At 64.7% G+C, this 22848-nt stretch carries 25 protein-coding genes and 1 riboswitch; of the genes, 13 read left to right on the forward strand and 12 right to left on the reverse strand.

Features of this window, described 5'->3' with window-relative positions; translation table 11 throughout:
- Positions 1-3: 3 nt before the first annotated feature.
- Positions 4-891, forward strand: coding sequence for an aromatic amino acid exporter YddG (gene yddG, locus RFM98_RS22190; protein WP_320310835.1), 888 nt, complete (start codon positions 4-6; stop codon positions 889-891).
- On the forward strand, positions 888-1559 hold the full coding sequence (locus RFM98_RS22195; protein ID WP_320310836.1) for a lysoplasmalogenase: 672 nt from the start codon (positions 888-890) through the stop codon (positions 1557-1559). Before yddG ends, RFM98_RS22195 begins: the two co-directional genes overlap by 4 nt.
- A 75-nt stretch (positions 1560-1634) precedes the next feature.
- Here the strand turns inward: RFM98_RS22195 and RFM98_RS22200 are convergent, their stop codons facing one another.
- Together RFM98_RS22200 and gloB are read right to left on the reverse strand one after the other, a co-directional pair.
- The gene (locus tag RFM98_RS22200; protein ID WP_320310837.1) at positions 1635-2066 is read right to left on the reverse strand and encodes a cupin domain-containing protein; all 432 of its coding nucleotides are present in this window, start codon (positions 2064-2066) and stop codon (positions 1635-1637) included.
- Between the two features lie 10 nt (positions 2067-2076).
- Positions 2077-2844: a hydroxyacylglutathione hydrolase gene (gene gloB, locus RFM98_RS22205; protein ID WP_320310838.1), complete on the reverse strand. Its 768-nt coding sequence runs from the start codon at positions 2842-2844 to the stop codon at positions 2077-2079.
- 117 nt (positions 2845-2961) lie between these two features.
- Between gloB and RFM98_RS22210 the strand changes: the two genes are divergently transcribed.
- The 3 genes from RFM98_RS22210 (at position 2962) to RFM98_RS22220 (ending at position 6538) form a co-directional block, all read left to right on the forward strand.
- Positions 2962-3726: a class I SAM-dependent methyltransferase gene (locus RFM98_RS22210; protein WP_320310899.1), complete on the forward strand. Its 765-nt coding sequence runs from the start codon at positions 2962-2964 to the stop codon at positions 3724-3726.
- 128 nt (positions 3727-3854) lie between these two features.
- Positions 3855-5684, forward strand: a complete 1830-nt coding sequence (locus tag RFM98_RS22215) for an ABC transporter ATP-binding protein/permease (RefSeq protein ID WP_320310839.1) — start codon at positions 3855-3857, stop codon at positions 5682-5684.
- 53 nt (positions 5685-5737) lie between these two features.
- On the forward strand, positions 5738-6538 hold the full coding sequence (locus tag RFM98_RS22220; RefSeq protein WP_320310840.1) for a DUF1194 domain-containing protein: 801 nt from the start codon (positions 5738-5740) through the stop codon (positions 6536-6538).
- 9 nt (positions 6539-6547) lie between these two features.
- Here the strand turns inward: RFM98_RS22220 and RFM98_RS22225 are convergent, their stop codons facing one another.
- The 3 genes from RFM98_RS22225 to metX all read right to left on the reverse strand — a co-directional run bounded on the left by RFM98_RS22225 (position 6548) and on the right by metX (position 9616).
- On the reverse strand, positions 6548-7477 hold the full coding sequence (locus RFM98_RS22225) for a glycosyltransferase family 2 protein (protein WP_320310900.1): 930 nt from the start codon (positions 7475-7477) through the stop codon (positions 6548-6550).
- A 263-nt stretch (positions 7478-7740) separates the two neighbouring features.
- Entirely contained in the window at positions 7741-8355 is a 615-nt protein-coding gene (gene metW / locus RFM98_RS22230; protein WP_320216586.1) for a methionine biosynthesis protein MetW, read from the reverse strand.
- 91 nt (positions 8356-8446) lie between these two features.
- Positions 8447-9616, reverse strand: a complete 1170-nt coding sequence (metX, locus tag RFM98_RS22235) for a homoserine O-acetyltransferase MetX (protein ID WP_320310841.1) — start codon at positions 9614-9616, stop codon at positions 8447-8449.
- Between the two features lie 97 nt (positions 9617-9713).
- Positions 9714-9791: riboswitch (SAM riboswitch) on the reverse strand.
- Between the two features lie 148 nt (positions 9792-9939).
- Here metX and hisC point away from each other — a divergent pair.
- Positions 9940-11043 (forward strand): histidinol-phosphate transaminase, encoded by a 1104-nt coding sequence (hisC, locus tag RFM98_RS22240; protein ID WP_320310842.1) that lies wholly within the window; start codon positions 9940-9942, stop codon positions 11041-11043.
- 6 nt (positions 11044-11049) lie between these two features.
- Positions 11050-11985: a prephenate/arogenate dehydrogenase family protein gene (locus tag RFM98_RS22245; RefSeq protein ID WP_320310843.1), complete on the forward strand. Its 936-nt coding sequence runs from the start codon at positions 11050-11052 to the stop codon at positions 11983-11985.
- A gap of 178 nt (positions 11986-12163) precedes the next feature.
- Here RFM98_RS22245 and RFM98_RS22250 read toward each other — a convergent pair whose 3' ends face one another.
- Both RFM98_RS22250 and RFM98_RS22255 read right to left on the reverse strand, forming a co-directional pair.
- Positions 12164-13102, reverse strand: coding sequence for a sugar kinase (locus RFM98_RS22250; protein ID WP_320310844.1), 939 nt, complete (start codon positions 13100-13102; stop codon positions 12164-12166).
- A gap of 4 nt (positions 13103-13106) precedes the next feature.
- Complete coding sequence (locus RFM98_RS22255) at positions 13107-14105, reverse strand: DUF2125 domain-containing protein (RefSeq protein ID WP_320310845.1); 999 nt, start codon at positions 14103-14105, stop codon at positions 13107-13109.
- Between the two features lie 122 nt (positions 14106-14227).
- Here RFM98_RS22255 and RFM98_RS22260 point away from each other — a divergent pair, with 122 nt between their 5' ends.
- The 3 genes from RFM98_RS22260 to RFM98_RS22270 all read left to right on the forward strand — a co-directional run bounded on the left by RFM98_RS22260 (position 14228) and on the right by RFM98_RS22270 (position 16638).
- Positions 14228-14749: a gamma-glutamylcyclotransferase gene (locus tag RFM98_RS22260; protein WP_320310846.1), complete on the forward strand. Its 522-nt coding sequence runs from the start codon at positions 14228-14230 to the stop codon at positions 14747-14749.
- Positions 14750-14986: 237 nt separating this feature from the next.
- Positions 14987-15934, forward strand: coding sequence for an aldo/keto reductase (locus tag RFM98_RS22265; protein WP_320310847.1), 948 nt, complete (start codon positions 14987-14989; stop codon positions 15932-15934).
- An 83-nt stretch (positions 15935-16017) separates the two neighbouring features.
- The gene (locus RFM98_RS22270; RefSeq protein ID WP_320310848.1) at positions 16018-16638 is read left to right on the forward strand and encodes a LysE family translocator; all 621 of its coding nucleotides are present in this window, start codon (positions 16018-16020) and stop codon (positions 16636-16638) included.
- Positions 16639-16642: 4 nt separating this feature from the next.
- On the opposite strand, the gene RFM98_RS22275 is transcribed toward RFM98_RS22270, so the two are convergent.
- Both RFM98_RS22275 and RFM98_RS22280 read right to left on the reverse strand, forming a co-directional pair.
- The gene (locus RFM98_RS22275) at positions 16643-17437 is read right to left on the reverse strand and encodes a lysophospholipid acyltransferase family protein (protein ID WP_320310849.1); all 795 of its coding nucleotides are present in this window, start codon (positions 17435-17437) and stop codon (positions 16643-16645) included.
- A gap of 170 nt (positions 17438-17607) precedes the next feature.
- A complete protein-coding gene (locus tag RFM98_RS22280) occupies positions 17608-18510 on the reverse strand; it encodes a LysR family transcriptional regulator (protein ID WP_320310850.1) in 903 nt (300 codons plus the stop codon).
- A gap of 103 nt (positions 18511-18613) precedes the next feature.
- Between RFM98_RS22280 and RFM98_RS22285 the strand changes: the two genes are divergently transcribed.
- The 3 genes from RFM98_RS22285 to RFM98_RS22295 all read left to right on the forward strand — a co-directional run bounded on the left by RFM98_RS22285 (position 18614) and on the right by RFM98_RS22295 (position 20214).
- A complete protein-coding gene (locus RFM98_RS22285) occupies positions 18614-19165 on the forward strand; it encodes a carboxymuconolactone decarboxylase family protein (protein ID WP_320310851.1) in 552 nt (183 codons plus the stop codon).
- Between the two features lie 54 nt (positions 19166-19219).
- Positions 19220-19840, forward strand: coding sequence for a pyridoxamine 5'-phosphate oxidase family protein (locus RFM98_RS22290; RefSeq protein WP_430682336.1), 621 nt, complete (start codon positions 19220-19222; stop codon positions 19838-19840).
- Between the two features lie 98 nt (positions 19841-19938).
- Positions 19939-20214 (forward strand): hypothetical protein, encoded by a 276-nt coding sequence (locus RFM98_RS22295; RefSeq protein WP_320310852.1) that lies wholly within the window; start codon positions 19939-19941, stop codon positions 20212-20214.
- Positions 20215-20259: 45 nt separating this feature from the next.
- On the opposite strand, the gene RFM98_RS22300 is transcribed toward RFM98_RS22295, so the two are convergent.
- The 3 genes from RFM98_RS22300 to ftsE form a co-directional block, all read right to left on the reverse strand.
- On the reverse strand, positions 20260-20949 hold the full coding sequence (locus RFM98_RS22300) for a YdcF family protein (RefSeq protein WP_320310853.1): 690 nt from the start codon (positions 20947-20949) through the stop codon (positions 20260-20262).
- A 199-nt stretch (positions 20950-21148) separates the two neighbouring features.
- Entirely contained in the window at positions 21149-22132 is a 984-nt protein-coding gene (locus RFM98_RS22305; protein ID WP_320310854.1) for a cell division protein FtsX, read from the reverse strand.
- Positions 22125-22784 (reverse strand): cell division ATP-binding protein FtsE, encoded by a 660-nt coding sequence (gene ftsE / locus RFM98_RS22310; protein ID WP_027167480.1) that lies wholly within the window; start codon positions 22782-22784, stop codon positions 22125-22127. Before ftsE ends, RFM98_RS22305 begins: the two co-directional genes overlap by 8 nt.
- Positions 22785-22848: the final 64 nt, after the last annotated feature.

Here is a 22848-nt window from a genome sequence, read left to right on the forward strand (position 1 = left end):
TGGATGGGGCGCGCAACACTGATCGGGTTCTCGGCGGTCGCCATGTGGGCGCTGCTGGCGCTGCTCACCGACGCCTCGGGCCAAGTGCCGCCGTTCCTGCTGTCGGCCATCACGTTTGCGATCGGCACCTGTGTCGGCCTGGCGGCGCGGCTGGTGATGCCGGCCGCCGACAAGAGTGAGAAGATCCCTCGCCAAGTCTGGGTGATCGGCATAGCCGGGCTGTTCGGCTATCATTTCTTCTACTTCACGGCGCTGCGCAACGCGCCGGCGGTCGAGGCGAGCCTGATCGCCTATCTGTGGCCGCTGCTGATCGTGCTCGGCTCGGCGCTGATGCCGGGCGAGCGGCTTGCCTGGAACCACGTCGTCGGCGCGCTGCTCGGCCTCGCCGGCACCTTCCTGATCGTCACCAAGGGTGGCGGACTGGCCTTCGATGCGCGTTATGCTTTCGGTTATGCGATGGCGGCCGTCTGCGCGCTTTTGTGGTCGTCCTATTCGCTGCTGTCACGGCGTTTCCCCTCGGTGCCGACCTCGATCGTCACCTGGTTCTGCGCGGCGACGTCGGCGCTTTCGCTGGCCTGCCATCTGCTGCTTGAGAAGACGGTGCTGCCGGATGGTCCTGGCCAGTGGCTGGCCGTCATCGGGCTCGGCCTGATGCCGGTGGGCGCGGCCTTCTATGCCTGGGACATCGGCGTCAAGCGCGGCAACATCCAGGTGCTGGGTGCCGCGAGCTATGCCGCGCCGCTTTTGTCGACGCTGGTGCTGATCGCCGCCGGCGTCGCCGAGCCGTCGCTGCGCATTCTCGCCGCCTGCGTGCTCATCACCGGCGGCGCGGCGCTGGCTGCGAAGTCGCTGCTGATGCGCAAGCCGGCGGCCAAAGAGGTGAACGCATGATGCCGTTTCCAGGCGGCATCGAGGCCAACGCCAACGCCACGCTTTTGTTTTCGTTTGTCGCGGCCGTGATCTACGCCTTTGCGCTCGACATGCCGCCGAAATGGACGCGCACGGCGGCAAAAACGCTTGCCGTCGCTTTCCTGGCCGTGCTTGCCGCCACGCAGGGCGGTCCGCTGCTGCTTGTCGCGGCGCTGGGCTTGAGCGCCGTCGGCGACGCCTTCCTGTCGCGTGACGGCGAAAAGGCCTTTCTCGGCGGGCTGGCGAGCTTCCTCGCCGCCCACTTCGTCTATGTCGCGCTGTTTGTGCGGGTAGGCGGCGGGCTAGACCTGTTGATCGCCGAATCCTGGCGGGGCGCGATCGCCCTGGCCATGGCCGCATTCGGCATCCTCATGCTTGCCGCGCTCTGGCGCCGCGTCGGCCCGCAGTTGCGCGTCCCGATCGCCGTCTATGTCGCGGCGATCCTTGCCATGGGCATTTCGGCGCTCACCACCGGCAACGCCTGGGTGATCGCCGGCGCGGTGCTGTTCATCGCGTCGGATGGGCTGCTGGCGGCCGAGCGCTTCCTGCTCGCGGCGATCTCGCCGCATCGCGTGTGGATGCGCTACGCGGTCTGGGTGCTCTACTATGCCGCCCAGCTGGCGATCACGCTGGGAATTTTGCTGGCTTAGGTCTTTTCGGATTGCGCATGATCTTTCCCAAAAACCGGTAACCACTTTTTGCTTTCGCTGACCTTCGGTTCGGGATCATGCTTTCGGTCGCCAATCAGGCTCGGCCAGCTCGAAGGCGGCGAAGTCGAAGCCCGGCGCCACGGTGCAGCCGACCAACGTCCATTCGCCAAGGCTGCGCGCCGACTGCCACCAGCCGGCCGGCACGACGATCTGCGGCCGCTCACCCGTGGCAAGGGCTGTGCCCAGCACCTGCTCGATGACGCTGCCTGAACCTTCCTCATGCATCGACAGCGCCAGCGGCGCGCCGGCATAAAAGTGCCAGACCTCGGCCGCGTCCTTCACCCGATGCCAGGCCGAAAGCTGGCCCTGCTCGAGCAGGAAGTAGATCGCGGTCGAATGACCGCGCGGGCCGCCCGCGGCGTCGCGAAACGTCTCGGCGTACCAGCCGCCCTCGGGATGCGGCTGAAGGCCTAGCGTTGCGATGATCTCGGCGGCGCTGGTGGTCATTCGAGCAGGCTCAAAAAATGTCCTTGCGCTTGCGGATCTCGGCAAACACCTCGGCGTCCGAGGCTTTCTCCATGCCGAGATGCTTGCGGATCGCAGGGTCGTGCCAGCGCAGGAACGGATTGGTCGACAATTCCTCGCCGAGGGTCGTCGGCAGCGTCGGCTTGTTGGCGGCGCGCAACGCTTCGATCCTTGCCGCGCGCTGCTTCAGCGCCGGGTTGCTCGGGTCGACCGTCACCGCGAAGCGGGCATTGGCCAAAGTGTATTCGTGGCCGCAATAGATGGCGGTTTCCGCCGGCAGCGCGGCCAGCTTCTTCAGCGATTCATACATCACCGGCGGCTTGCATTCGAACAGGCGGCCGCAACCCAGCGCAAACAGCGTGTCGGCGGTGAAGGCCACCTTCGAGGCCGGCAGATGGTAGGAGACGTGGCCGGCGGTATGACCGGGCGTCTCGATGACCTCGATCCTTTCCTCGCCGAGGCGCACGACCGAGCCTTCGCTGACCGTCTCGTCGATGCCGGGGATTTTTGCCCTCTCGGCTTCCGGGCCGACGATGCGCAGCTTGAAGCGTTCCTTCAGCGCCAGATTGGCTTCGACATGATCGGTATGATGGTGCGTGGTAAGGATCAGTGTCGGCGTCCAGCCGGTGCGCTTGATCGCCGCCAGGATCGGCGCCTCTTCCGGCGCGTCGATGATCGCAGTCTGCCCGCTTTTTGGATCGTGAACCAGCACGCCGAAATTGTCGGTGCGGCACATGAACTGCTCGATCTTGACGGCCATCGCATCGTTCTCCGTTATCGGCGCAGACATAGGGCCGCAGGCCGCCGATGTCATCCGCGTTTGTTGAACTTGGCGCCTTTGTTGAACTTGGCACGCTTCGCGGCTACCGTCGCGCGCATGCATTCGGATATCGTCGATCTGCGCTCCTTCTACTCGACCACGCTCGGGCGCCTGGCCGAGCATTCGATCACCATGGCGCTGTCGTCCATATGGGCAACCGTTCCCAACGAGCGGCTGGTCGGCCTAGGCTATACGCTGCCCTGGCTGGAGCGCTTCGGCACCGATGCCGAGCGCGTCTTCGCCTTCATGCCGGCGACGCAGGGCGCCGTGGTGTGGCCGGCGTCGGGGCCGACGGCGACGGCGCTGGTGTTCGACGAGGAACTGCCGCTGGTCGATTCCTGCATCGACCGCGTGCTCCTGGTGCATTCGCTCGAACATGCCGAAAACCCACGCGAGACGCTGAACGAGATCTGGCGCGTGCTGTCGCCGGCGGGCCGTGTCGTCATCGTCGTGCCCAACCGGCGCGGCGTCTGGGCGCGGTTCGAGCACACGCCGTTCGGCAACGGCCGGCCGTTCTCGCGCGGCCAGCTTACCGAGTTGCTGCGCGAGGCGAATTTCACCCCGGCGACATGGAGCGATGCGTTGTTCTTCCCGCCTTCGCCGCGGCGTTTCATGATGCGGTTCCACAATGTGCTGGAGCGGGCCGGCCGTCGGTTCTGGCCGATCTTTTCCGGCGTCATCGTCGTCGAGGCGCAGAAGCGCCTCTACCAGGGCGTGCCGGTCGCGCAGCGCGCCTCACGCCGCGTCTTCGTGCCGGTCTTCTCGCCGCAGGGCGCGACACGGCTCGGCCGGCAGGCGGCCGATGCCTTGGCTGGCCAGTGACGCGTTCGTGATCGCGACCGCGCCTTGCATCGCGCGGCGATCGTCACCCTATCTGAGGAAAGCTCGATCTGAGAAATGCTCGCCAGGCGCGGTATTGGTGACCGCTGCGGAAATCAGGAAATTCCCCCATGGAAGACCAGACCGATAAAAAGCCGGGCCCGCAAAATGCCGCTGTCTCGGTCGAGGCGAGCAGCCTCGCCGACCAAGTGGCGACGATCAAGCGGGGGCTGAAGTCCTCGCCGGTGCGCAGGCAACTTGCCTGGGTCTCGATCGGTATTGTCGCGGTCATCGTCGCAACCTCGATCGGACAGGTTCTGCTCAACCGCTGGAACCAGCCTTTCTACGATGCGCTGGCCCGGCGCGACATGGCGGACTTCCTGCACCAGCTTCTGGTCTTTGCGGCCATTGCCGGCGGACTTCTGGTGCTCAATATCGGCCAGACCTGGCTTAACCAGATGATCCGTTTGAGGCTGCGCGAGGCGCTGACGCTGGACCTGATCGATCAATGGATGCTTCCGGCGCGGGCCTTCCGGCTGGCCAATGCCGGCGCCATCGGCGTCAATCCCGACCAGCGCATGCAGCAGGATGCGGCGCATTTGTCGGACCTTTCGACGGATCTCGGCGTCGGCCTGCTGCAGTCATTCATCCTCCTCGTCTCCTTTATCGGCGTGCTGTGGGAGCTGTCTTCCGGCTTTGTGTTCCGCGTCGGCGGCTGGTCGTTGGCGATACCGGGCTACATGGTCTGGGCCGCCTTCCTCTATGCCGGCACCGCGTCCTGGCTGAGCTGGCTGGTTGGACGCCCGCTCATCAGCCTCAACAGCGAGCGCTATACCCGCGAAGCGGAGTTGCGCTCCTCCATGGTGCGGGTCAACGAGAACGTCGATGCCATAGCGCTCTACCATGGCGAGCCCGATGCCAGGCGCCGGCTCGAACTTGACCTCGGCACGGTGCTGGGCGCCATGCGGCGCATCTATACCGCGCAGATCAACCTGTCCTGGGTGACCGATACTTATGGCTGGATAACGGTGGTGGCGCCCATCCTGGTGGCTTCGCCGGTCTATTTCTCGGGCAACATCAGCTTCGGCGGGTTGATGATGGCGGTCGGCGCCTTCAACCAGGTTCATTCGTCCCTGCGCTGGTTCATCAACAACATCGGCAGCATCGCCGATTGGCGCGCAACGCTGATGCGCGTCGCCGATTTTCGCATCGCGCTGGAAGAAACCGATGTGCTGCACGACACCGAAAAGCGCATCGAGTTCGGGGAAAACGCCAATGGCAGCCTGACGTTCGAAAAACTCCAAGTGGCCTCGCCGGAGGGCTGTGCCAAGCTGGCGGACCCGCATGTCGAAATCCATGCCGGCGAGCGCGTCATGATCACTGGCGAACCGGGCGCCGGCAAGACATTGTTCTTCCGCGCCATTGCCGGCCTTTGGCCGTGGGGGAGGGGACTGATCGGCCTGCCAGCGGGAGAAACCCCGATCTTCGTGCCTCGCGTTCCGTATTTCCCGGCCGGCACGCTGCGCGAGGTCCTCGACCATCCGAACGGGTCTGCGCCAGTGAGCGATGCCGAAATTTCGGCGGTGCTTGCCGAGGTTGGCCTCGAACGGCTGTCATCTTCGCTCGACCGCAGCGGGCGCTGGGAGCGCGAGCTGGGCGACGATGAGCAACGCGCGCTCGCTTTCGCCCGGATCGCCGTGCGGAAACCAAAATGGGTGATCATCGACGAAGCCCTGGACGCGTTCGACGGCCCGTCACTGCGGCGGGTGCTGGCGATGCTGCAGACGCGGCTGCCCGACGCCGCCATCCTCAACATCGGCCGCGGCCTGCACAACACTCAGTTCTTCCCGCGCTCGCTGAACATCGTGAAGGATACCGGCGCACCGGCGTTGAAGCCGGCACGTGTCCGCGCCGGCGCGATCGAGCCGCCACCCACCACTGCTCGCGCCAAGAAGAAATAGCTTTATTTTCGCCGCGATCGCCGGGAAGAGTCACCGGGTCGTTCGAGGCTGCCATGCTTGCGATGTTCGGTCTGCTTGCCTGCCTTGCCTGCGCCGAGGCGGCGCCGCCGCCCGCACCGGGCGACGGCGCGCCGGTGGATGTGGAACTCGTGCTTGCCGTCGACATCTCGCAGTCGATGGATGAGCAGGAGTTCGCCCTGCAGCGCGCCGGCTATGTCGAAGCGCTGCGCCACCCCGACTTCATCAACGCCGTGCGCTCGGGTTCAAATGGCCGCATCGCGCTCGCCTATTTCGAATGGGCGGGTGTCGTGCGCGACGACGGGGTCATTGCCTGGCAGATCGTCGATGGCGAGGACAGCGCCAACGCTTTTGCCGACAAGATCGCCGCGCGGCCGTTCCGCAGCTTCCGCGGCACCTCGATTTCAGGCGCCCTCGGCTTCGGCGCCGGCTTGCTGGAGAGAACCGGCCTTTCGGCGCCGCGCCGCGTTATCGACATATCGGGCGACGGGCCCAACAATACAGGGCCGCCGGTCGCTGCAATGCGCGATGCCGCCGTCGCCAAGGGTGTCGTCATCAACGGCCTGCCTATTCTCATCAGCCCGTCGCCGAGCGTCAGCCGTCTCGACCGCTACTACGCCGACTGCGTGACCGGAGGAGCCGGTTCCTTCGTGCTGCCGATCTACGCTGCATCCGAATTCTCGACCGCCATCCGCCGCAAACTGATCCAGGAGGTGAGCGGCCTCACCGACGCCAGATCCGTGCGCGTCGAGGATGCGGCGCCCGTCGATTGTCTGCTGGGCGAGCGCCTTCGGCAGCGGTTTTCCGATCCATATTTTCCGGAGCTCGACAGATAGCGGTCTATCTCAGACCGCGCGGGCGCCGTACTTGGCACGGAACTCGTCATAGCAGTCGCGGCGCCAGCGCCGGCCAACGACATAACCGCGCAGCAATTGCGGCAGTGAATAGCCGAGCGCCTTGGACGACCGGTTGGCGAGATAGCCGGAAAAGGCCTGCTGCAGCCGGCCCTTAAGGGTGTCGGCGACGATCTGGCGAGCGATCATAAAAGGCGGAACGTCGGGATAACGGTCGGCAATATAAGGATGCTTGTCGATCAGATTGGCATAGGCCTCGACATAACCATCGCGGCGGCCCGAGATCGAGTTCTCCGAATTGTACTTCTTCCAGTCGATGTCCGCCGACAGCATGGCGCCGCTGCGGCGGGCAAAGCGCAGCAACAATTCGCGGTCCTGCATGCGCGTGATGTCGCTGTCATAGCCGCCGATCGCGAGCAGCGACTCGTGCCTTGCGGTGATCGCCGAGCCGGCAATGAAGATGGTCTCCGAGACCAGGGCGCGCTGCAGCGTGCTCTTGTCAAGAAGGGCGTTGCGATTGATGCATTTGGTGCTGCGGCTGCCCTTCACCGACAGGAAGGAGCTGATCAGCACCTCAAGCGAAGGGTTCTCTTCGAAGCGCGCCAGCGTCCGCTCCAGCCGGTCCGGCAGATAGACGTCGTCCGAATCGAGGAAAGTCACCACGGGCGCCCGCGCGCGCTCTATGCCCGCATTGCGCGCGGCATTGGCGCCGCGCCATTTGGCGCCGACATAGATCAGCCTTGGGTCGCGGATTTCGGCAATCGCGGCGGCCGTCCCGTCCGTCGAACCGTCGTCGACGACAATGTGCTCGAAGCGGGTGAATGTCTGCGCCAGCACGCTTTCCACCGCGCGCGCGACCTGGCTGCGCCGGTTGTGCGTCGGCGTGATCACTGTAATCAGCGGAACGTCTTCGCTCGACATCGGGCCGCCGGTATCGGTCGGTTCTGGTGTTTGTCGGATGGGTCTGATGCCCATCTTCGTTTCCCCACCTCCGATTTGCGGCCGACGCTACAAAAAAGCCACCCTTGTGTCACGCCGCGCCCGCCAAGAAATGCCGGAACTGGAGGCTTTTCCGCAGTGTTGCGGTTTGATGGCAACACAATCGGCTTTCCGGTTTGGTGGGGCAAGTCCGCTGGCAAGAGCCAGCGGCGAGAACCATGGGCGCGTGGAGCCGCTCCGCGGCGTCAGCGTTTCAACAAAAACACCGCCTGCTGGCCGAAGAAATTCCAGAACCACCAGGGCATCGACAGACCGATCTTCTGGCCGTTGGCGTCGAGCGCGGTCGCCTTCTCGACGGTCGCGCCGAGCTCCTCGCACAGATTGACGAAGTCGCGGATGGTGCAGAAGTGGATGTTGGGCGTGTCGTACCAGGAGTAGGGCAGGTCCTTGGTGACCGGCATCCTGCCCTTGACCAGCAGCGAAAAGCGCACGCGCCAGTGGCCGAAATTGGGGAAGGATACGATGGCGCGGTTGCCAATCCTGAGCAGCTGGTCGAGGACCACCTTCGGGTTACGCGTCGCCTGCAGCGTCTGCGACAGGACGACGAAGTCGAAACCCTTGTCGGCGTAGAATGCAAGATCGGTGTCGGCGTCACCCTGGATGACCGAGAGGCCGCGCGCCACGCATTCATTCACGCCGCGCTGCGACAGTTCCAGGCCGCGGCCGTCGACCTGCTTGGTCTCCTGCAAAAGCTCCAAAAGCACGCCGTCGCCCGAGCCGACATCGAGCACGCGCGAGTTCGATGGAATGAGGTCGGTGACGACGTCGAGGTCGACGCGCTGGGCGCGGTTGACGCTCATGGGGACACCTCCGGCTTTTGTTTTGATGCATGTCGTTGTCCCCGAACCGCCGCGCGCTCTTGGGCGACATGCATTGGCGACCGCGAGCCGCTCATGCGCCGAGCCCTCTGGCGCGGGCGGCGGAGGCGATGAAGCCGTTGATGGCCGCAAACAGCTCCGGCTCGTCGAGCAGGAAGGCGTCATGGCCGCGATCCGTCTCGATCTCGACGAAGGAGACGGAAGCGCCCGCCGCGTTCAAGGCATGCACGATCGAGCGGCTCTCCTCGGTCGGGAACAGCCAGTCGCTGGTGAAGGAGACGAGGCAGAAGCGCGTCTTGGTGCCGGCGAAAGCGTCGGCGAGGCGCCCGCCGTGATCGGCGGCAAGATCGAAATAGTCCATCGCGCGGGTCAGATAGAGGTAGGAATTGGCGTCGAAGCGGTCGACGAAGGTCATGCCCTGATGGCGCAGATAGCTTTCGATCTGGAAATCGGCGTCGAAGCCGAAGGTCAGCGCCTCGCGGTCCTGCAGGTTGCGGCCGAACTTGCGGTGAAGCGCGGCTTCCGAAAGATAGGTGATGTGGGCGGCCATGCGCGCGACGGCGAGCCCTTTTTCCGGGCGCTTGCCGAAATCGAGATATTTGCCGCCGTGCCAGTCCGGGTCGGCCATGACGGCCTGCCTGCCGACCTCGTGGAAGGCGATGTTCTGCGAGGAATGACGCGCGCCGGTGGCGATCGGCAGGGCGCAGAACACGCGCTCCGAATGACTGGCCGCCCATTCCAGCACCTGCATGCCGCCCATCGAGCCGCCAAGCACGCAAAACAGTTTTTCGATGCCGAAATGATCGACCAGCATCGCCTGCGCGCGCACCATGTCGCGGATGGTGATGATCGGCAGGTCGAGGCCGTACGGCTTGCCGGTCGCCGGATTGGTCGAGGCCGGGCCGGTCGAGCCGAGGCAGCCGCCGACGACGTTGGAGCAGATGACGAAGAAACGGCTGGTGTCGATGATCTTGCCGGGGCCGATCAGCACCTCCCACCAGCCCGGCTTGCCGGTCACCGGATTGGTGTTGGCGACGTGCTGGTCGCCGGTCAGCGCGTGGCAGACGAGGATGGCATTGGAGCGGGCGTCGTTGAGCGTGCCGTAGGTCTGGTAGGCGATCTGGAAAGGCGAAAGCAAGGTGCCGGCGTCGAGCTTCAGCGGCTTTTCGGGGCCGAACTGCAGCACCGGGCTCGACGGATGGTCGGCCTCGTCCTTGGTCCTTGCAGCGCGCTGAGCGGCCATGTCCGTCCTCATCCTGTCCCGCATCGGTCTCGTCCCGATGCGGTGTCCGGCCGGCAGCGGACAACAAAAAACCGGCATTGCCGTCGCAAAGCCGGTTACAGGGTTGCAAACGGCCCTTTAGCGAGTTGTTTAACGTGGCTGCAAGCCGACCGGCCAAATCACCACGGAAGTCTGGCAGACCTTCTAGGACCAGCGCCGCGCTTCGTCAACGGGTAGCCTTCTCGCGGGCGGGCGCGGGTGCTGAGCGCCGGCCCTCGACATTCCAGCCTGTGGCCTGTATTTCCGCTGCGGCCTTGAAGAGGCCTTCTCGACGGATTTGTGACATGAAGCAGGATCAGCCCCGTCCGACGCCCCGCGCGGGCATCATGGACATCGAGGCCTATGTGCCGGGAAAAAGCACCGCGCCGGCCGGCGTGACGAAAGTCTACAAACTGTCGTCGAACGAAAATCCGCTCGGCCCTTCGCCGAAGGCGATCGAGGCCGCGCGCGAAGTGGCGGCGAAGCTGGATGTTTATCCGGATGGCTCCGCCCGTCGGCTGCGCGAGGCGATCGCCGAGGTACATGGGCTGAACCCGGCAAACATCATCTGCTCCAACGGCTCCGACGAGATACTGGGGCTGTTGGCGCAGACCTATCTGGCGCCGGGCGACGAGGCCGTGTTCACCGAGCACGCCTTCATGGTCTACAAGATCTATATCCAGGCCGCCGGCGCCAAGCCTGTCGCGGTCAAGGAGACCGACGAGCGCGCCGACATCGACGCGATCCTTGCCGCTGTGACGCCGGCGACGCGGATCGTGTTCCTCGCCAATCCCAACAATCCGACCGGCACCTATGTGCCGTTCCAGGAAGTACGCCGGCTGCACGCTGCCCTGCCGAAGGACGTGCTTCTGGTGCTCGATGCGGCCTATGCCGAATATGTGCGGCGCAATGACTATGAGGCCGGCATCGAGCTCGCCGGCAGTTCCGAAAACGTGGTGATGACCCGCACCTTCTCCAAGCTCGGCCTTGGCGGTGCGCGCATCGGCTGGATGTATGGGCCGGCGCATATCGTCGATGCGATCAACCGCGTGCGCGGCCCCTTCAACGTCAATGCGACCGCGATCGAGGCCGGCATCGCCGCGATCCGCGACCGCGCCCATATCGAGCGCAGCGTGACGCATAACGAGAAGTGGCTGGCCTGGCTCAGCGCGGAGCTGACCGGGCTCGGCCTGCGCGTCACGCCCAGCGTCGGCAATTTCGTGCTGATCCACTTTCCCGATGGCAGGAAGCATTCGGCGGCGGCAGCGGACGAATATCTCAGTGCGCGCGGTTACATCCTGCGCCGCGTGACCGGCTACGGTTTCCCCAATGCGCTGCGCATGAGCATCGGCACCGAAGAGGCCAATCGCGGCGTCATCGACGCGCTCAAGACCTTCCTGAAAAGCTAGAACACCATGGCATCACCGATGTTCGAGAAAATAGCGCTGGTCGGCATCGGCCTGATCGGCTCGTCGCTTGCCCGCATCATCCGCCGCGAGGGCCTGGCGCGCCATATCGCGATTGCGACGCGCAGCGCATCGACGCTGAAGCGCGCCGAGGAGCTAGGCCTTGGCGACTCCTACAGTACCGACGCCAGCGAAGCCGTGCGCGGCGCGGACCTCGTCATCGTCTCGGTGCCGGTCGGCTCGTCCGGCGAGGTCGCGGCCGAGATCGCGCCGGCGCTGAAGAATGGCGCCATCCTCACCGATGTCGGCTCGACCAAGGCCTCGGTGATCGCGCAAATGCAGCCGCATGTGCCGGAAGGCGTGCACTTCATTCCCGGACATCCGCTGGCGGGCACGGAGAAGTCCGGACCCGATGCCGGCTTCGCCGATCTCTTCGAGAACCGCTGGTGCATCTTCACGCCGCTGCCCGGCACCGATCCCGCGGCGCTTGAGAAGCTTTCGGAATTCTGGCGGCGCTGCGGTTCCAACATCGATACGATGGATCCGCAGCATCACGACATGACCTTGGCGATCGTTTCGCATCTGCCGCATATCATCGCCTACAACATCGTCGGCACGGCGGACGATCTGGAAGCGGTGACCAAGAGCGAAGTCATCAAATACTCCGCCTCCGGCTTCCGTGACTTCACTCGCCTTGCCGCCTCCGATCCGACCATGTGGCGCGACGTGTGCCTGCACAACAAGGACGCGATCCTGGAGATGCTGGCGCGTTTTTCGGAGGATCTGGCCTCGCTGCAGCGGGCGATCCGCTGGGGCGACGGCGAGAAGCTGTTCGACCTCTTCACCCGTACCCGCGCCATCCGCCGCTCGATCATCGAGGCTGGCCAGGACATCGATGTGCCGGACTTTGGTCGCCAGGCGGTCGAACACCCGAAAGGGAGCTGATATTCAGGTGAGGCCGGCCTGCAAATGGCGGCTTCCTGCGCTTCCGGCCTTCGCCGGCCGAAGCACATATGAGTGGCGGGGCAGCAAAATTAAGGCTATGGCCGGTGCTCACGTACTTTAGGTACGCTCCGCTCCGGTTCTCGGAAGCCGCCATTTTCGGCTCGGCCTGACCTGAATCTCAGCTCCCTTTGCCTTCCTGGGACGGCGGCCAATACGTCGCCATCATCGCCAGCGTCTCGGCCCTGTCCGGCGCGCCGAGGCGGCCGCCGAATCGCAGGCATTTGAGCGCGGCGGCGGCGCTGGCAAAGCGCAGGGCCTCTTCCATGGGCATCGCCTCGGCGAGGCCGACGGCGAAGGCGCCATGGAAGACGTCACCGGCTGCAAGCGTGTCGACAGCCTTGACCTTCGGCGCCTCGACATGGCGCACGCGCCCAGTCGCCCGATCATGCCACCACGTCCCGGCCGCGCCGCCGGTTACCGCGACGAAGGCATCGGTGCGCGAGGCAAGGTCGGCGCAGGCGCTTTCAGGGTCGAGCGCGTGGCCGCAGACGATGCGCGCCGCCGGTTCGGAAGCGACGATGTGCGAGGCCAAGGGCAGCAGACGCTCCAGCACCTCGACGGGTGCTGTATCGGCATCCAGGATCGCCGGGCGGCCGATCGATCTGGCCGCGCTCAGAGCGAGCGCCGCGGCACCCGGCCAGCGGACATCCACCAGCACGGCGTCGAAAGCGGAAAGGTCGGCGAGCGGCAGAGCCTCGGGATCGGCTTGCGCCTTTTTGTCATAGAAGGGGACGATGACGCGCTCGCCATACGCATCCACCAGGATCGCGGCCAGCGCCGATCGTGCGCCGGCGACGCGGCGGATGAGACCACAGTCGATACCTTCGGCCTGAATGTCGGCGATCAGCTGGTCGCCGACCGGATCGTCGCCGGCGCTTGCCCATAGCGAGACCTGGGCGCCGAGGCGATGCGCGGCGCAGGCGGCACTCGTGGCCATGCCGGAGGCGATCTGGACGCCGTCGCTGGCGATGAACTTGCCTTGATGCGCGGGAAGCGTCTCGACGCGAAGGATGGTGTCGAGGGTGAAGGCGCCGACGCTGAGCAGCCTGATTGGCATCGCGCTAGTCGACCGGCTTGATCTTGCCGAGCGGGATGAAGCCGAGCGAGGCCTTGCCCTTGACGATCCTGAGCGGCAGGGACGGCTCCTTGCCGAGCATGGCAATGCCGGCAAATCCCTGCTCGATCTCGCTCTTGTGCTCCGGGATGGCGCCGCCAAGGATGGCTGCCACTGCCTTGGGGTCCTCGAGCTTGATCGTCAGACTTGCGTCGATCAGGCCTTCCGCGTCGACAGAGAGGGGGCCGGACACGGTGATGCGCGCCGTCCCGGACGACAGGTCAAGCTTGGCGATGTCGATCGACTGGCCGCGCAGGCCCTTCGGCGGTGCCGCGATCAATGCCACACCGTTCTTCAGCGTCACCTCGCCGCTGCCGTCCAATGCCGGTAAAACGCGCCCGCCAATGGCATCCGCATTGATCTCCAGATCGCCGAAGCTGCCGACATAGTTGATATCCTGGCCGATCGGCTGCAATTGGCCGGTCGCCTTGCCGGCGCTGAACAATTGCATGGGATCGGTGTCGTCCTGCGGGTCGGTCTGGCCGGAGAGCCCTTCGGCCCGCAGCGAAACACTCCTTGGCAGCGGCCATGACACTTTGACCTTCGCCTGCAGCTGGTCCCAGTCGATCCAGAGCGGCGGCATGCCGGGTGCCATCGTCCTCAGTGGCCCGCGCAAGTCGGCGACCGGTGACAAAGGTCCGGTGATGTCGGCGACGGCGTTGAAGTTTCCGGTGGAGGCCGCGACTTTCCGGGCGTCGTCCTCATAGGCGATGTTGTCGCAGGAGACCGTGAAGCTCATCGGATAACCGCTGACGGCGAGGTTGGCGCAGCCGGCTGCGATACCCTTGCTGCCCAGTCTGGCCACCGCCTGGTCGGTTTCGGTCTTGAGCCTGCCGGCGAGATAGAACCAGCCGCCGCTGTAGATGGCGAACAGCACGACAAGGAATGCGGCAAGCCAGAACAGCCGGCGGCGAAGTTTGGGCGGTCGCTCGTCACTTGACGTCATGCTGCTGCTCTCGTTAACCCCTCACACGGCGAGCGGGCACTCACTCCCACGCAAACAAGCGGGGGACAGAAGCGCCTCAAAAGCGCGGTGTCGTTCACTCGAATGCGATCAGGCTTGGCGATATGGGCGATTTTTGGGTTTTTGGCTATGGGTCGCTGATCTGGCGGCCCGGATTTGCCCATGTCGAGACACGCCGCGCCCGGCTTTACGGCTACCGCCGCTCGCTTTGCGTCTATTCCTTCGTGCATCGCGGCACGCGCGGGCGGCCGGGCCTGGTGCTCGGCCTCGATCGGGGCGGCTCCTGCGTCGGCCTCGCTTACCGTGTTCCCGGCAATTTGCGCGACGAGGTGCTTTCCTATCTGCGCGAACGCGAGCTGGTGACCAGCGTCTATCTCGAACGCATGCTGGATGTCCGGCTGGACAGCGGCGTTTCCGTCGAGGCGGTCGCCTACATCGTCGACCGGCAGCATGAGCAATATGCAGGTGCGCTCGACGCCAGTCATGCGGCGAAGGTCGTTCGCGGCGCCGTCGGTCAATCCGGCCGGAACGAGGACTATGTGCTCAGCACGCTCGATCACCTCGAGGCGCTCGGCATCCGCGATCACTGGCTGGAGGAGGTGGGCCGTCGGGTCGCGCCTTCGTGAAGCGCATTTCCGGCGAAAATGATTTCGCCTCCAATGCTCTATCTCTTTGTTTTTACGCAATTCCGGACGCAAGGCTACGGCGACACCGCCGAGCCCTAACCGCTGCGCACTTTTGCTGGAATTGCTCTGGTCCGATCAAAAAGCAAAACCATGCCTTTGACCTCGGCCGGGCACGACCTAGCTTGACGGCAACCCATCCTTGGGCATCAAGCCCGTTCAGCATCACGGAGATCAGTCTTGCAGAAACGCCGTCTCGGTCGCACCGACCTTTCCATCGCGCCTCTGGTCCTGGGCGGCAACGTCTTCGGCTGGACCGCCGACGAGAAGGCCTCCTTCGATCTGCTCGACCGGTTCGTCGGGGCGGGCTTGAACGCCATCGATACGGCCGATTCCTATTCGCGCTGGGTTCCCGGCAACAAGGGCGGCGAATCGGAAACCATCATCGGCAAATGGATGAAGAGCCGCGGCAACCGCGACAAGGTTGTGATCATCACCAAGGTCGGTTCGGACATGGGCCAGGGCAAGCGCGACCTCTCCGCCGGCTATATCGAAAAGGCGGTCGACGCATCGCTCAAACGGCTGCAGGTCGATGTCATCGACCTCTACCTGTCGCACTGGCCGGATCCTGCCACGCCTTACGAGGAAACGCTCGGCGCCTATCAGCGCCTGCTCGAAAAGGGCAAGATTCGCTATCCCGGCTGCTCCAATCTCGATGCCGGCCAGTTGCGCGCCGCGCTCGACGTCGCCAGCCTGCGCAGCCTGCCGCGTTACGAGGTTCTGCAGCCTGAATACAATTTGTACGATCGTTCCTCGCTCGACGGGCCGCTGCTCGACCTCTGCAAGGCAGAGGATATCGGCGTCATCACCTATTCCAGCCTGGCCAAGGGATTCCTGAGCGGCAAATACCGCAGCAAGGCCGATCTCGGGCAAAGCGCGCGCGGCGAGGGCGTGGCGGGCTATCTCAACGAGCGCGGCATGCGCATTCTTTCCGCGCTCGATGCCGTGGCAGAGCGCCATTCGGCCAAGCAGGCGGAAGTGGCGCTGGCCTGGATCATCGCGCGTCCAGGCGTCACCGCGCCGATCGCCAGCGCCACGACGCCGGCCCAGATGGACAGTCTGATCCGCGCCACGTCGCTCAAGCTATCGGCGGACGATATCGGAGCGTTGGATCGGGCCAGCGCCTGACACCGGTGCCGCACGATCATCCAAGACGGTCATGACAAAATCCTCGTAAGTCCTGTCGCATCGCGGCAGAAGGAGGGTTCGGCATGGCTGGTGGCGTTCCGGGCGAAGCGCAGCCCTGGCAGCAATTGCTGGCGCTGATCCTGGCGGCGACTGTCGTCATGGGCAGCCCGGGACCGGCGACCATCAGCGTGACCGCGGTCGCCGCGGCTTTCGGCCTGCGGCCTTCGCTGGGCTATGCTTCGGGTGTGGTGCTCGGCACGATCGCCGTGCTTCTGGTGGTGGCGGCCGGTATTTTCGGCATGCTCGCCTCGGTGCCGGGACTGGCGCCGTTGCTTGCGATCGCCTCGGCGGCCTACATCCTTTATCTCGCTTTCAAGATCGCGACCGCGCCGCCATTGGCCGAATTCGGGAGCACGGCGACGAAGCCCGTTTTTCTCGGCGGCTTCATGCTCGCCGTCGCCAACCCGAAAGCCTATGTGGCGATCACCGCCGTTTTCGCCGGCGCCGCGTCGCAGGCCGATACATTGGGCGTTTCCATCAGGCTGCTGGTGCTTGCCACGATGATCGTCGCCATCCACGTGGTGTGGCTGCTCGCCGGAACGGCTTTCGCGCGTTTCCTGCGCCATCCTCTGGCCTCGCGGATCATCAACCTGGCCTTCGCCGCAACGCTGGTGCTGACCACCGTGCTGGCGGCGTCGCGATAGCCGATCAGGTCTTTGCGGTCACGCCGAGCTCCGCCAACCGTTTCACCGCCGTCGGCGGCATGGGTGGCGGGTTCGGCGCCTGCGCTGCCTCGACGAGCATCTGGTCGCAGGCGGCTTCGGTGTCGCCGATCAGCCGCTGCATGAATTCCTCCCTGCCGAGGCCCGGCGGGATAGCGGGCAGGAAGCGGGCCTTGACGGTGCCCGGATAGCGCAGGAACTTGCGGCGCGGCCAGTAGAGGCCGGCGACATGGGCGACCGGCACGACCGGAACGCCGAGCTGCGTATAGAGCTCGACAATGCCGTATTTGTAGGATGGCTCGGCGCCCGGCGGGCGGCGCGTGCCTTCGGGATAGATGATGAGCTGGCGCGGGTTGCGATCCATCTCCTGCCTGGTCGCGGTGACGACCGCCTTGAGTGCTTTCGAGCGGCTGCCGCGGTCGACCGGGATCATGCGCATCTTCAAGATGTACCAGCCGAAGAAGGGGATCCAGGTCAGCTCGCGCTTCAGGATGTAGAGCGCGTCGTCGAGATAGGGGAAGAAAGCGATCGCGTCCCAAAAGGACTGGTGCTTCGGCGCCAGGATGAAGGACCCTTCCGGAAGGTTCTCGACACCTGTGATTTCGCTCTTCGTGGCGGCGATCTTGTCATAGAGCCACATCGAGGTGCGCGACCAGAATTTCGGCACGAACCAGGCGCGGTGGCGCGGCGACAGGAAATAAAAGGGCGTCCAGAAAATCATCTGGACGATCAGGCTGAGATAGAAGACGAAGTTGAACGCCAGCGAGCGGATGATGAGCATGCAAGGGGCCCGGTGAGGAAGTGTGCGTTGGTTACACCAAGCGGCGGCAAAAAGGAAACGGCGCCGTGGTCGAATGCCGCCGCTCTCTCTCTTGTCTTGGCGCAATTCCGGACGGAGGTTACGGCGCAGTCGCCGACCCTAACCGTGTCACACTTTTCCTGGAAATGCTTTTAAAGCGACCGCGCCAGCCGTTCCTTCAGGCGCGGCGCGGCGAAATCGAGGAAGGCGCGCAGCTTCACCGGCAACCGGCCCTGGCCGGCATGAACGAGGCTGACCGGCCAGGGCGGTGGTTCGAATGGTTCCAGCACCACCCGCAGCGCGCCGGCGCGCACCGCGGCATCGGCCTGGTAAGAGAGCACTTTCGTCAGGCCGAGCCCGGCAATCGCGGCATCGATCGCCGCCTCGGCGGTGTTGACCTGAAGGCGCGAGCGGACCGGGACCGTGGCCTCGCCCTTGCCGGTGACGAAACTCCATGCCGCGGGAGCGGCAAGCCCTTCGAAGGTGATGCAGTTGTGGCCGGCGAGGCCCCGCGGTTCGGTCGGCGTGCCATGCCCGGCGAGATAGTCAGGACTGGCACAGACGATGCGTCGGATCGAGCCGACGCGGATCGCGACCATGGCCGAATCCGGCAGCTCGCCGATGCGCACGGCCAGATCGATATGCTCCTCGATCAGTTGGGTGATCCGGTCCGACAAGCTCAGGCGGATATCCACCTGCGGATAGACGGCGAGAAAGTCGGTGATCACGGGCAGCACATGCAGGCGGCCGAAGACAACCGGCGCTGTGATGACCAGTTCGCCGGTCGGGCTCGAATATTCGCCGGCCGCGATGCGCTCGGCTTCGCTCACCTCGTCGAGGATACGGCGGCAGGCGTCCAGATAGGACTGGCCGGCATCGGTCAGCGTCAGGCGCCGCGTCGAGCGGTTGAGCAGGCGCGTCTTCAAATGCTTCTCCAGTTCGGAGAGCTTGCGGCTGACGGTCGCCAGCGGCACGCCTGCGCGCCGCGCGGCAGCGGAAAGGCTGCCGGCCTCCACGGTGGCGACCAAGAGCGACATGGCGTCGAGGCGGTCCATCGATCTTTCCATAAATTGGAAGGATAAATTGCAAATATGCCATCTACTGTTTCAATTTGGAATGATCCATTTTCCTGTCGTCATCGACCCAACAGGAGCTCACATGCCTCGTATCCCCACGCCCGAGACCATCTCTGCCGCACCCGGCCCCTCGCAGCCGATGCTCAGGGCTGTCGAGAAACAACTCGGCGTCGCGCCAAATCTCTTCAGGTTGATCTCCAACAGCCCGGCGGCGTTGGAGGGTTATCTTGGAATGTCGGCCGCACTATCCAAAGGCCGGCTGCCGGCGCCGACCCGAGAGCGCATCGCGCTGGCTGTCGCGGAAATCAATGAGTGCACCTATTGTCTTTCCGCCCACACCTATCTGGGCAAGAATCTAGCCGGCCTCGACGATGCGGAGATGGCTGCCAACCGGGAAGGTCGTTCCAACGATAGCATGGCCGCGGCGGCCGTCCATTTCGCTGCCAAGGTCGCGCGCGAGCGTGGCCATGTCGGCGAGGCCGACCTCGAGGCGGTGAGGCGCGCCGGCTACGACGACGCGCAGATCATCGAGATCGTGCAGCATGTCGCTCTCAACGTCTGGACAAACTACATCAACAAGGTTGCGGATACGGAGGTCGACTTCCCGGTCGTACCAGCCCGTCAGGCCGCCTGATTCGACCTGGCCTGACGCCGTTGCTTTCAGGCCTCGGCCCTGGAGGACATTGATATGGATGCCTTCACCAGCGATGTCGCCTTCACCCCCTCGGTCAAGGCGATCCAGTCCCGCAAGGGGTCGCGCGACTCCTATGCGCGCGTCGAGCAGCGCGGCGGCTGGCGGGCGACGATCACGCCGGACCTCGCCGCCTTCGTCGAAGCACAGACCAGCGTGTTCCTGGCGACGGCCAATGCCGAAGGCCAGCCTTACATCCAGCATCGCGGCGGGCCCGTCGGCTTCCTCAAGGTGTTGGACGAGCACACGATCGGCTTTGCCGATTTTTCCGGGAACAGGCAGTTCATCACCCAAGGCAACCTGCAGGACAACGACCGGGCCTTCCTGTTCCTGATCGATTACATGCTGCGGCAGCGCATCAAGATCTGGGGCAGGGCGCGCGTCGTCGAAAATGACCCGGATTTGACGGCAAGGCTGATGCCGCCGGGCTACAAGGCGCGGCCGGAGCAGACGATTCTGTTCACGGTCTCCGCCTGGGATGCCAACTGCCCGCAGCATATTCCGCAGCGCTTCGAGGCGGCGGATGTCGCCGCCGCCCTCGCCGAACGCGACCGGCGCATCGCCGGCCTGGAGCAGGAGATCGCGCGCCTGCGCAACAGCGCGCCGAGCGAAACTTAAAGCGCGTCGCGCTGAACCGGATTCCACAGTACACGACGCAAGGGTGAGGACGGCTTGAAGTGATTGAATAGGGGATTCTTCGCCAAAAGGATCCTCCCATGCCAAGCACGGTTCACGCCGCCCTCATCGAGACCCTAAAACGTCATTTCGCGCTGCGCAATTCGCGGCTGGAAACGCTGGCGGTTCTGATCGTGGCGCTGGTTCAAGGCCGCACGGTCAATCTGAGCCATGTTGCGAGCCATTTCCCGGGAGTGGCGCAGCACGGGTCGAACTATCGCCGCCTGCAGCGTTTTTTCCAGTCGATCCGGCTGGATCAGGCGGTTGTCGCGCAGCTTGACCGGATTCAGGCGACGCGCTTTAAGTCTTTGTTTTGATGCATGTCGTTGTCCCAGAACCGGCACACTTCTGGGCGACATGCATTAGTTTTTAGACACCGCCGAGGCTTCGGCGAGCGTCATGCCTTCGGGCGCCGTGCGAAGCGGCAGGAAGCCGCGCGCCAGCGACAGCACATATTTGCTGTATTCGGTAAGCAGCACGCGCAGCGCCTCCGGCTTGGTCAGCCAGCCGCCATTGCCGAGATTGGTGTTGACCACGGGATAGGGCTCGAGCCGCGCGCCATGCAGCAGGCGACCCATTTCGAGCAGGCTGCGCGGCATGTGGTAATTGTTGGTGACGATGATGATGCTGCCATAGGCGTGGTTCTCCACCCATTTGGCGCTTTCCTCGGCATTGCCGATGGTGTCGAGCGCGGCATGATCGATATCGACGCAGCAGGAGAAGAGCTGCTTGTCGCCTCCCATTGCCGCCTGCAGCTGGCGCTTGGTAGCCGACGGATGGACGCCGCTGATCAGCAACCGTTCGCCTTTGCCGGACACCAAAAGGTCCATCGCCGCGTCGAGGCGCGACTGGCCGCCAGTGAGCACGATGATGGCGTCGGCCCTGGTCGGATTGAGCGGGGTCGTCATATGGCTGACCTTGTCGGCAAACCAGCCGAAACCGCCGGCAAAAAGCACCAGGATGGCGAGAACGACGAATCCGCAGACGCGCAGGGTGAACCTCACGCGGCCGGGCTTGGCGGAAACGGCGGCACGCGCATGCACCGTCGGCATCCGTCCAGCTGTCCCGATCGAGTCCCGCGCGTCCATCATCCCCAGGTTAATCCTGAAAACATCCCATGGTTAATCCTGAAATGCGGCCTTTGATAGGTAAGACGGCCGCACTTTGCGTTACGGCAGGTGCCCAATGTGTGATCGTTGTGGTGTTTGTATACATAACGCCTTGCGCTGACTTTCGGTTGGAACCCATGGGTCAGCCCTCCGGCTGGCGAACGTCGATGTCGCTGAGATAGGCGACGACGGTCGCGTGCGAGGTTGCCGCGGTCAGCACGCCGATCACCAGCACCATCAGGCCGACGCCGAAATAGCCTGCGGAGCCGATGGCGAAGTTGCCGAACAGCGCGGTCGCCTGGTCGGCCTGCGGTGTCGCCATGTTGCGCGACGACCACCAGGAAAAGACGATGAAGACGACGATCGCCAAAGCGCCGCCGGCGGCCGCGCCCTTCATGCCGGTGACCAGGAAATGCCAGCGGAATTCGCGCGCGATGAAGCGCGCCTCGGCGCCGACGAAATGCAGCACCTCGATGATATGGCCGTTGCCGGCCATGGCGCCGCGCGTAGCGAACACCACTGTCAGCACGGTTGCCGACAGCATCAGCACCAGAACGGCGATGCCGATCGTCACCGTCGTGTGCGCCATGGCGACCAGCCGGTCGACCCAGGTGCGGTGATCGTCGAGCGCCGCGGTTGGGATCTTGGGCGTGATCGCGGCGCGCATGGCGGCAAAGTCCGGTGGGCTGGCCTCGTCGATGGTGACGATGATGAGGCGCGGCACCGGCAGCTCGTCGATGTTGAGGCCGCTGCCCAGCCACGGCTCCAGAAGGCGCGCCGTCGCATCGCGGTCGATGATCTTGGTGCCCTTGACGCCGGGAAATTCGCTGGCGATCTGCGAGGCCTGGGCGAGCGCCGCCTCCATGTCGAGGCCGTCGGCCGGCTTGATCTGGATCGTCGCCTCGCGCGAGATCTGGTTTTCCCAGACGGATGCCGTGTCGCGCACCAGCGTCACCGCGCCGAAGGTGAGGCAGGACAGGAAGGTCATGATGGCGATGACAAGCACCAGCGCCCGTCCGGCGATGTTCTGCGCCGGCACGATCGGCGCCGTCTTGCGCTGGACACGCCGGACCGTCGTCGTCTCGGCGGTTTCGTCCTGAAGGTGATCGGCCGGAAAGTCAGTCATAGACGTCCAACCTTCCGCCGGCCAGAATCATGCGGCGCGCATCGACCTGCTCCATCAGGCCAAGGTCGTGGGTGGCGATCACGACAGCGGTGCCCAGCCGGTTGAGCTCGATAAAGAGCCTGAGCAGCCGGCGCGCCAGCGGCGGGTCGACATTGCCGGTCGGCTCGTCGGCGAGCAGGATCTCCGGCTGTTCGATCAAGGCACGGGCGATAGCGGCGCGCTGTTTCTCGCCACCCGACAGCACCGGTGGCAGCACATGCATGCGGTCGCCGAGGCCGACCCATTTCAAAAGCTCGGTGACGTCGGTGCGGTAGCTCGCTTCCTCGCGCCCGCGCACGCGCAAGGGCAGCGCGACATTCTCGTAGGTCGTCATGTGGTCGAGCAGGCGGAAATCCTGGAACACCACGCCGATGCGGCGGCGCAGCAGCGGCAGTTCGCCGCGCGAAATGCGCGAGCGGTCCTTGCCGAAGATGGTGATGAGGCCGCGCGTCGGTTTCAGCGACATGAACAACAGGCGCAGCAAGGTCGTCTTGCCTGCGCCCGAGGGGCCGCTCAGGAACTGAAAGGAGCGCTCCGGAATGTGCAGGGAAATATCGCGGAGGATCTCCGGACCCATGCCATAGCGGAGGCCGACATTTTCGAAGCGGATCACGTTCGGCGACCTGGAACTTTCGGCGGCGACGCGCCACAATCTACTCTAACAGACCATCGGCCGG

The organism is Mesorhizobium australafricanum (assembly GCF_033977265.1).
Taxonomy (GTDB): domain Bacteria; phylum Pseudomonadota; class Alphaproteobacteria; order Rhizobiales; family Rhizobiaceae; genus Mesorhizobium; species Mesorhizobium australafricanum.

Excerpts from the sequence above, each read along its gene's own strand:
- yddG (WP_320310835.1), top strand. The coding sequence starts at position 4 with ATGGGGCGCGCAACACTGATCGGGTTCTCGGCGGTCGCCATGTGGGCG.
- RFM98_RS22195 (WP_320310836.1), top strand. The coding sequence starts at position 888 with ATGATGCCGTTTCCAGGCGGCATCGAGGCCAACGCCAACGCCACGCTT.
- RFM98_RS22200 (WP_320310837.1), bottom strand. The coding sequence starts at position 2,066 with ATGACCACCAGCGCCGCCGAGATCATCGCAACGCTAGGCCTTCAGCCG.
- gloB (WP_320310838.1), bottom strand. The coding sequence starts at position 2,844 with ATGGCCGTCAAGATCGAGCAGTTCATGTGCCGCACCGACAATTTCGGC.
- RFM98_RS22210 (WP_320310899.1), top strand. The coding sequence starts at position 2,962 with ATGCATTCGGATATCGTCGATCTGCGCTCCTTCTACTCGACCACGCTC.
- RFM98_RS22215 (WP_320310839.1), top strand. The coding sequence starts at position 3,855 with ATGGAAGACCAGACCGATAAAAAGCCGGGCCCGCAAAATGCCGCTGTC.
- RFM98_RS22220 (WP_320310840.1), top strand. The coding sequence starts at position 5,738 with ATGCTTGCGATGTTCGGTCTGCTTGCCTGCCTTGCCTGCGCCGAGGCG.
- RFM98_RS22225 (WP_320310900.1), bottom strand. The coding sequence starts at position 7,477 with ATGTCGAGCGAAGACGTTCCGCTGATTACAGTGATCACGCCGACGCAC.
- metW (WP_320216586.1), bottom strand. The coding sequence starts at position 8,355 with ATGAGCGTCAACCGCGCCCAGCGCGTCGACCTCGACGTCGTCACCGAC.
- metX (WP_320310841.1), bottom strand. The coding sequence starts at position 9,616 with ATGGCCGCTCAGCGCGCTGCAAGGACCAAGGACGAGGCCGACCATCCG.
- hisC (WP_320310842.1), top strand. The coding sequence starts at position 9,940 with ATGAAGCAGGATCAGCCCCGTCCGACGCCCCGCGCGGGCATCATGGAC.
- RFM98_RS22245 (WP_320310843.1), top strand. The coding sequence starts at position 11,050 with ATGGCATCACCGATGTTCGAGAAAATAGCGCTGGTCGGCATCGGCCTG.
- RFM98_RS22250 (WP_320310844.1), bottom strand. The coding sequence starts at position 13,102 with ATGCCAATCAGGCTGCTCAGCGTCGGCGCCTTCACCCTCGACACCATC.
- RFM98_RS22255 (WP_320310845.1), bottom strand. The coding sequence starts at position 14,105 with ATGACGTCAAGTGACGAGCGACCGCCCAAACTTCGCCGCCGGCTGTTC.
- RFM98_RS22260 (WP_320310846.1), top strand. The coding sequence starts at position 14,228 with ATGGGCGATTTTTGGGTTTTTGGCTATGGGTCGCTGATCTGGCGGCCC.
- RFM98_RS22270 (WP_320310848.1), top strand. The coding sequence starts at position 16,018 with ATGGCTGGTGGCGTTCCGGGCGAAGCGCAGCCCTGGCAGCAATTGCTG.
- RFM98_RS22275 (WP_320310849.1), bottom strand. The coding sequence starts at position 17,437 with ATGCTCATCATCCGCTCGCTGGCGTTCAACTTCGTCTTCTATCTCAGC.
- RFM98_RS22280 (WP_320310850.1), bottom strand. The coding sequence starts at position 18,510 with ATGGACCGCCTCGACGCCATGTCGCTCTTGGTCGCCACCGTGGAGGCC.
- RFM98_RS22285 (WP_320310851.1), top strand. The coding sequence starts at position 18,614 with ATGCCTCGTATCCCCACGCCCGAGACCATCTCTGCCGCACCCGGCCCC.
- RFM98_RS22290 (WP_430682336.1), top strand. The coding sequence starts at position 19,220 with ATGGATGCCTTCACCAGCGATGTCGCCTTCACCCCCTCGGTCAAGGCG.
- RFM98_RS22295 (WP_320310852.1), top strand. The coding sequence starts at position 19,939 with ATGCCAAGCACGGTTCACGCCGCCCTCATCGAGACCCTAAAACGTCAT.
- RFM98_RS22300 (WP_320310853.1), bottom strand. The coding sequence starts at position 20,949 with ATGCCGACGGTGCATGCGCGTGCCGCCGTTTCCGCCAAGCCCGGCCGC.
- RFM98_RS22305 (WP_320310854.1), bottom strand. The coding sequence starts at position 22,132 with ATGACTGACTTTCCGGCCGATCACCTTCAGGACGAAACCGCCGAGACG.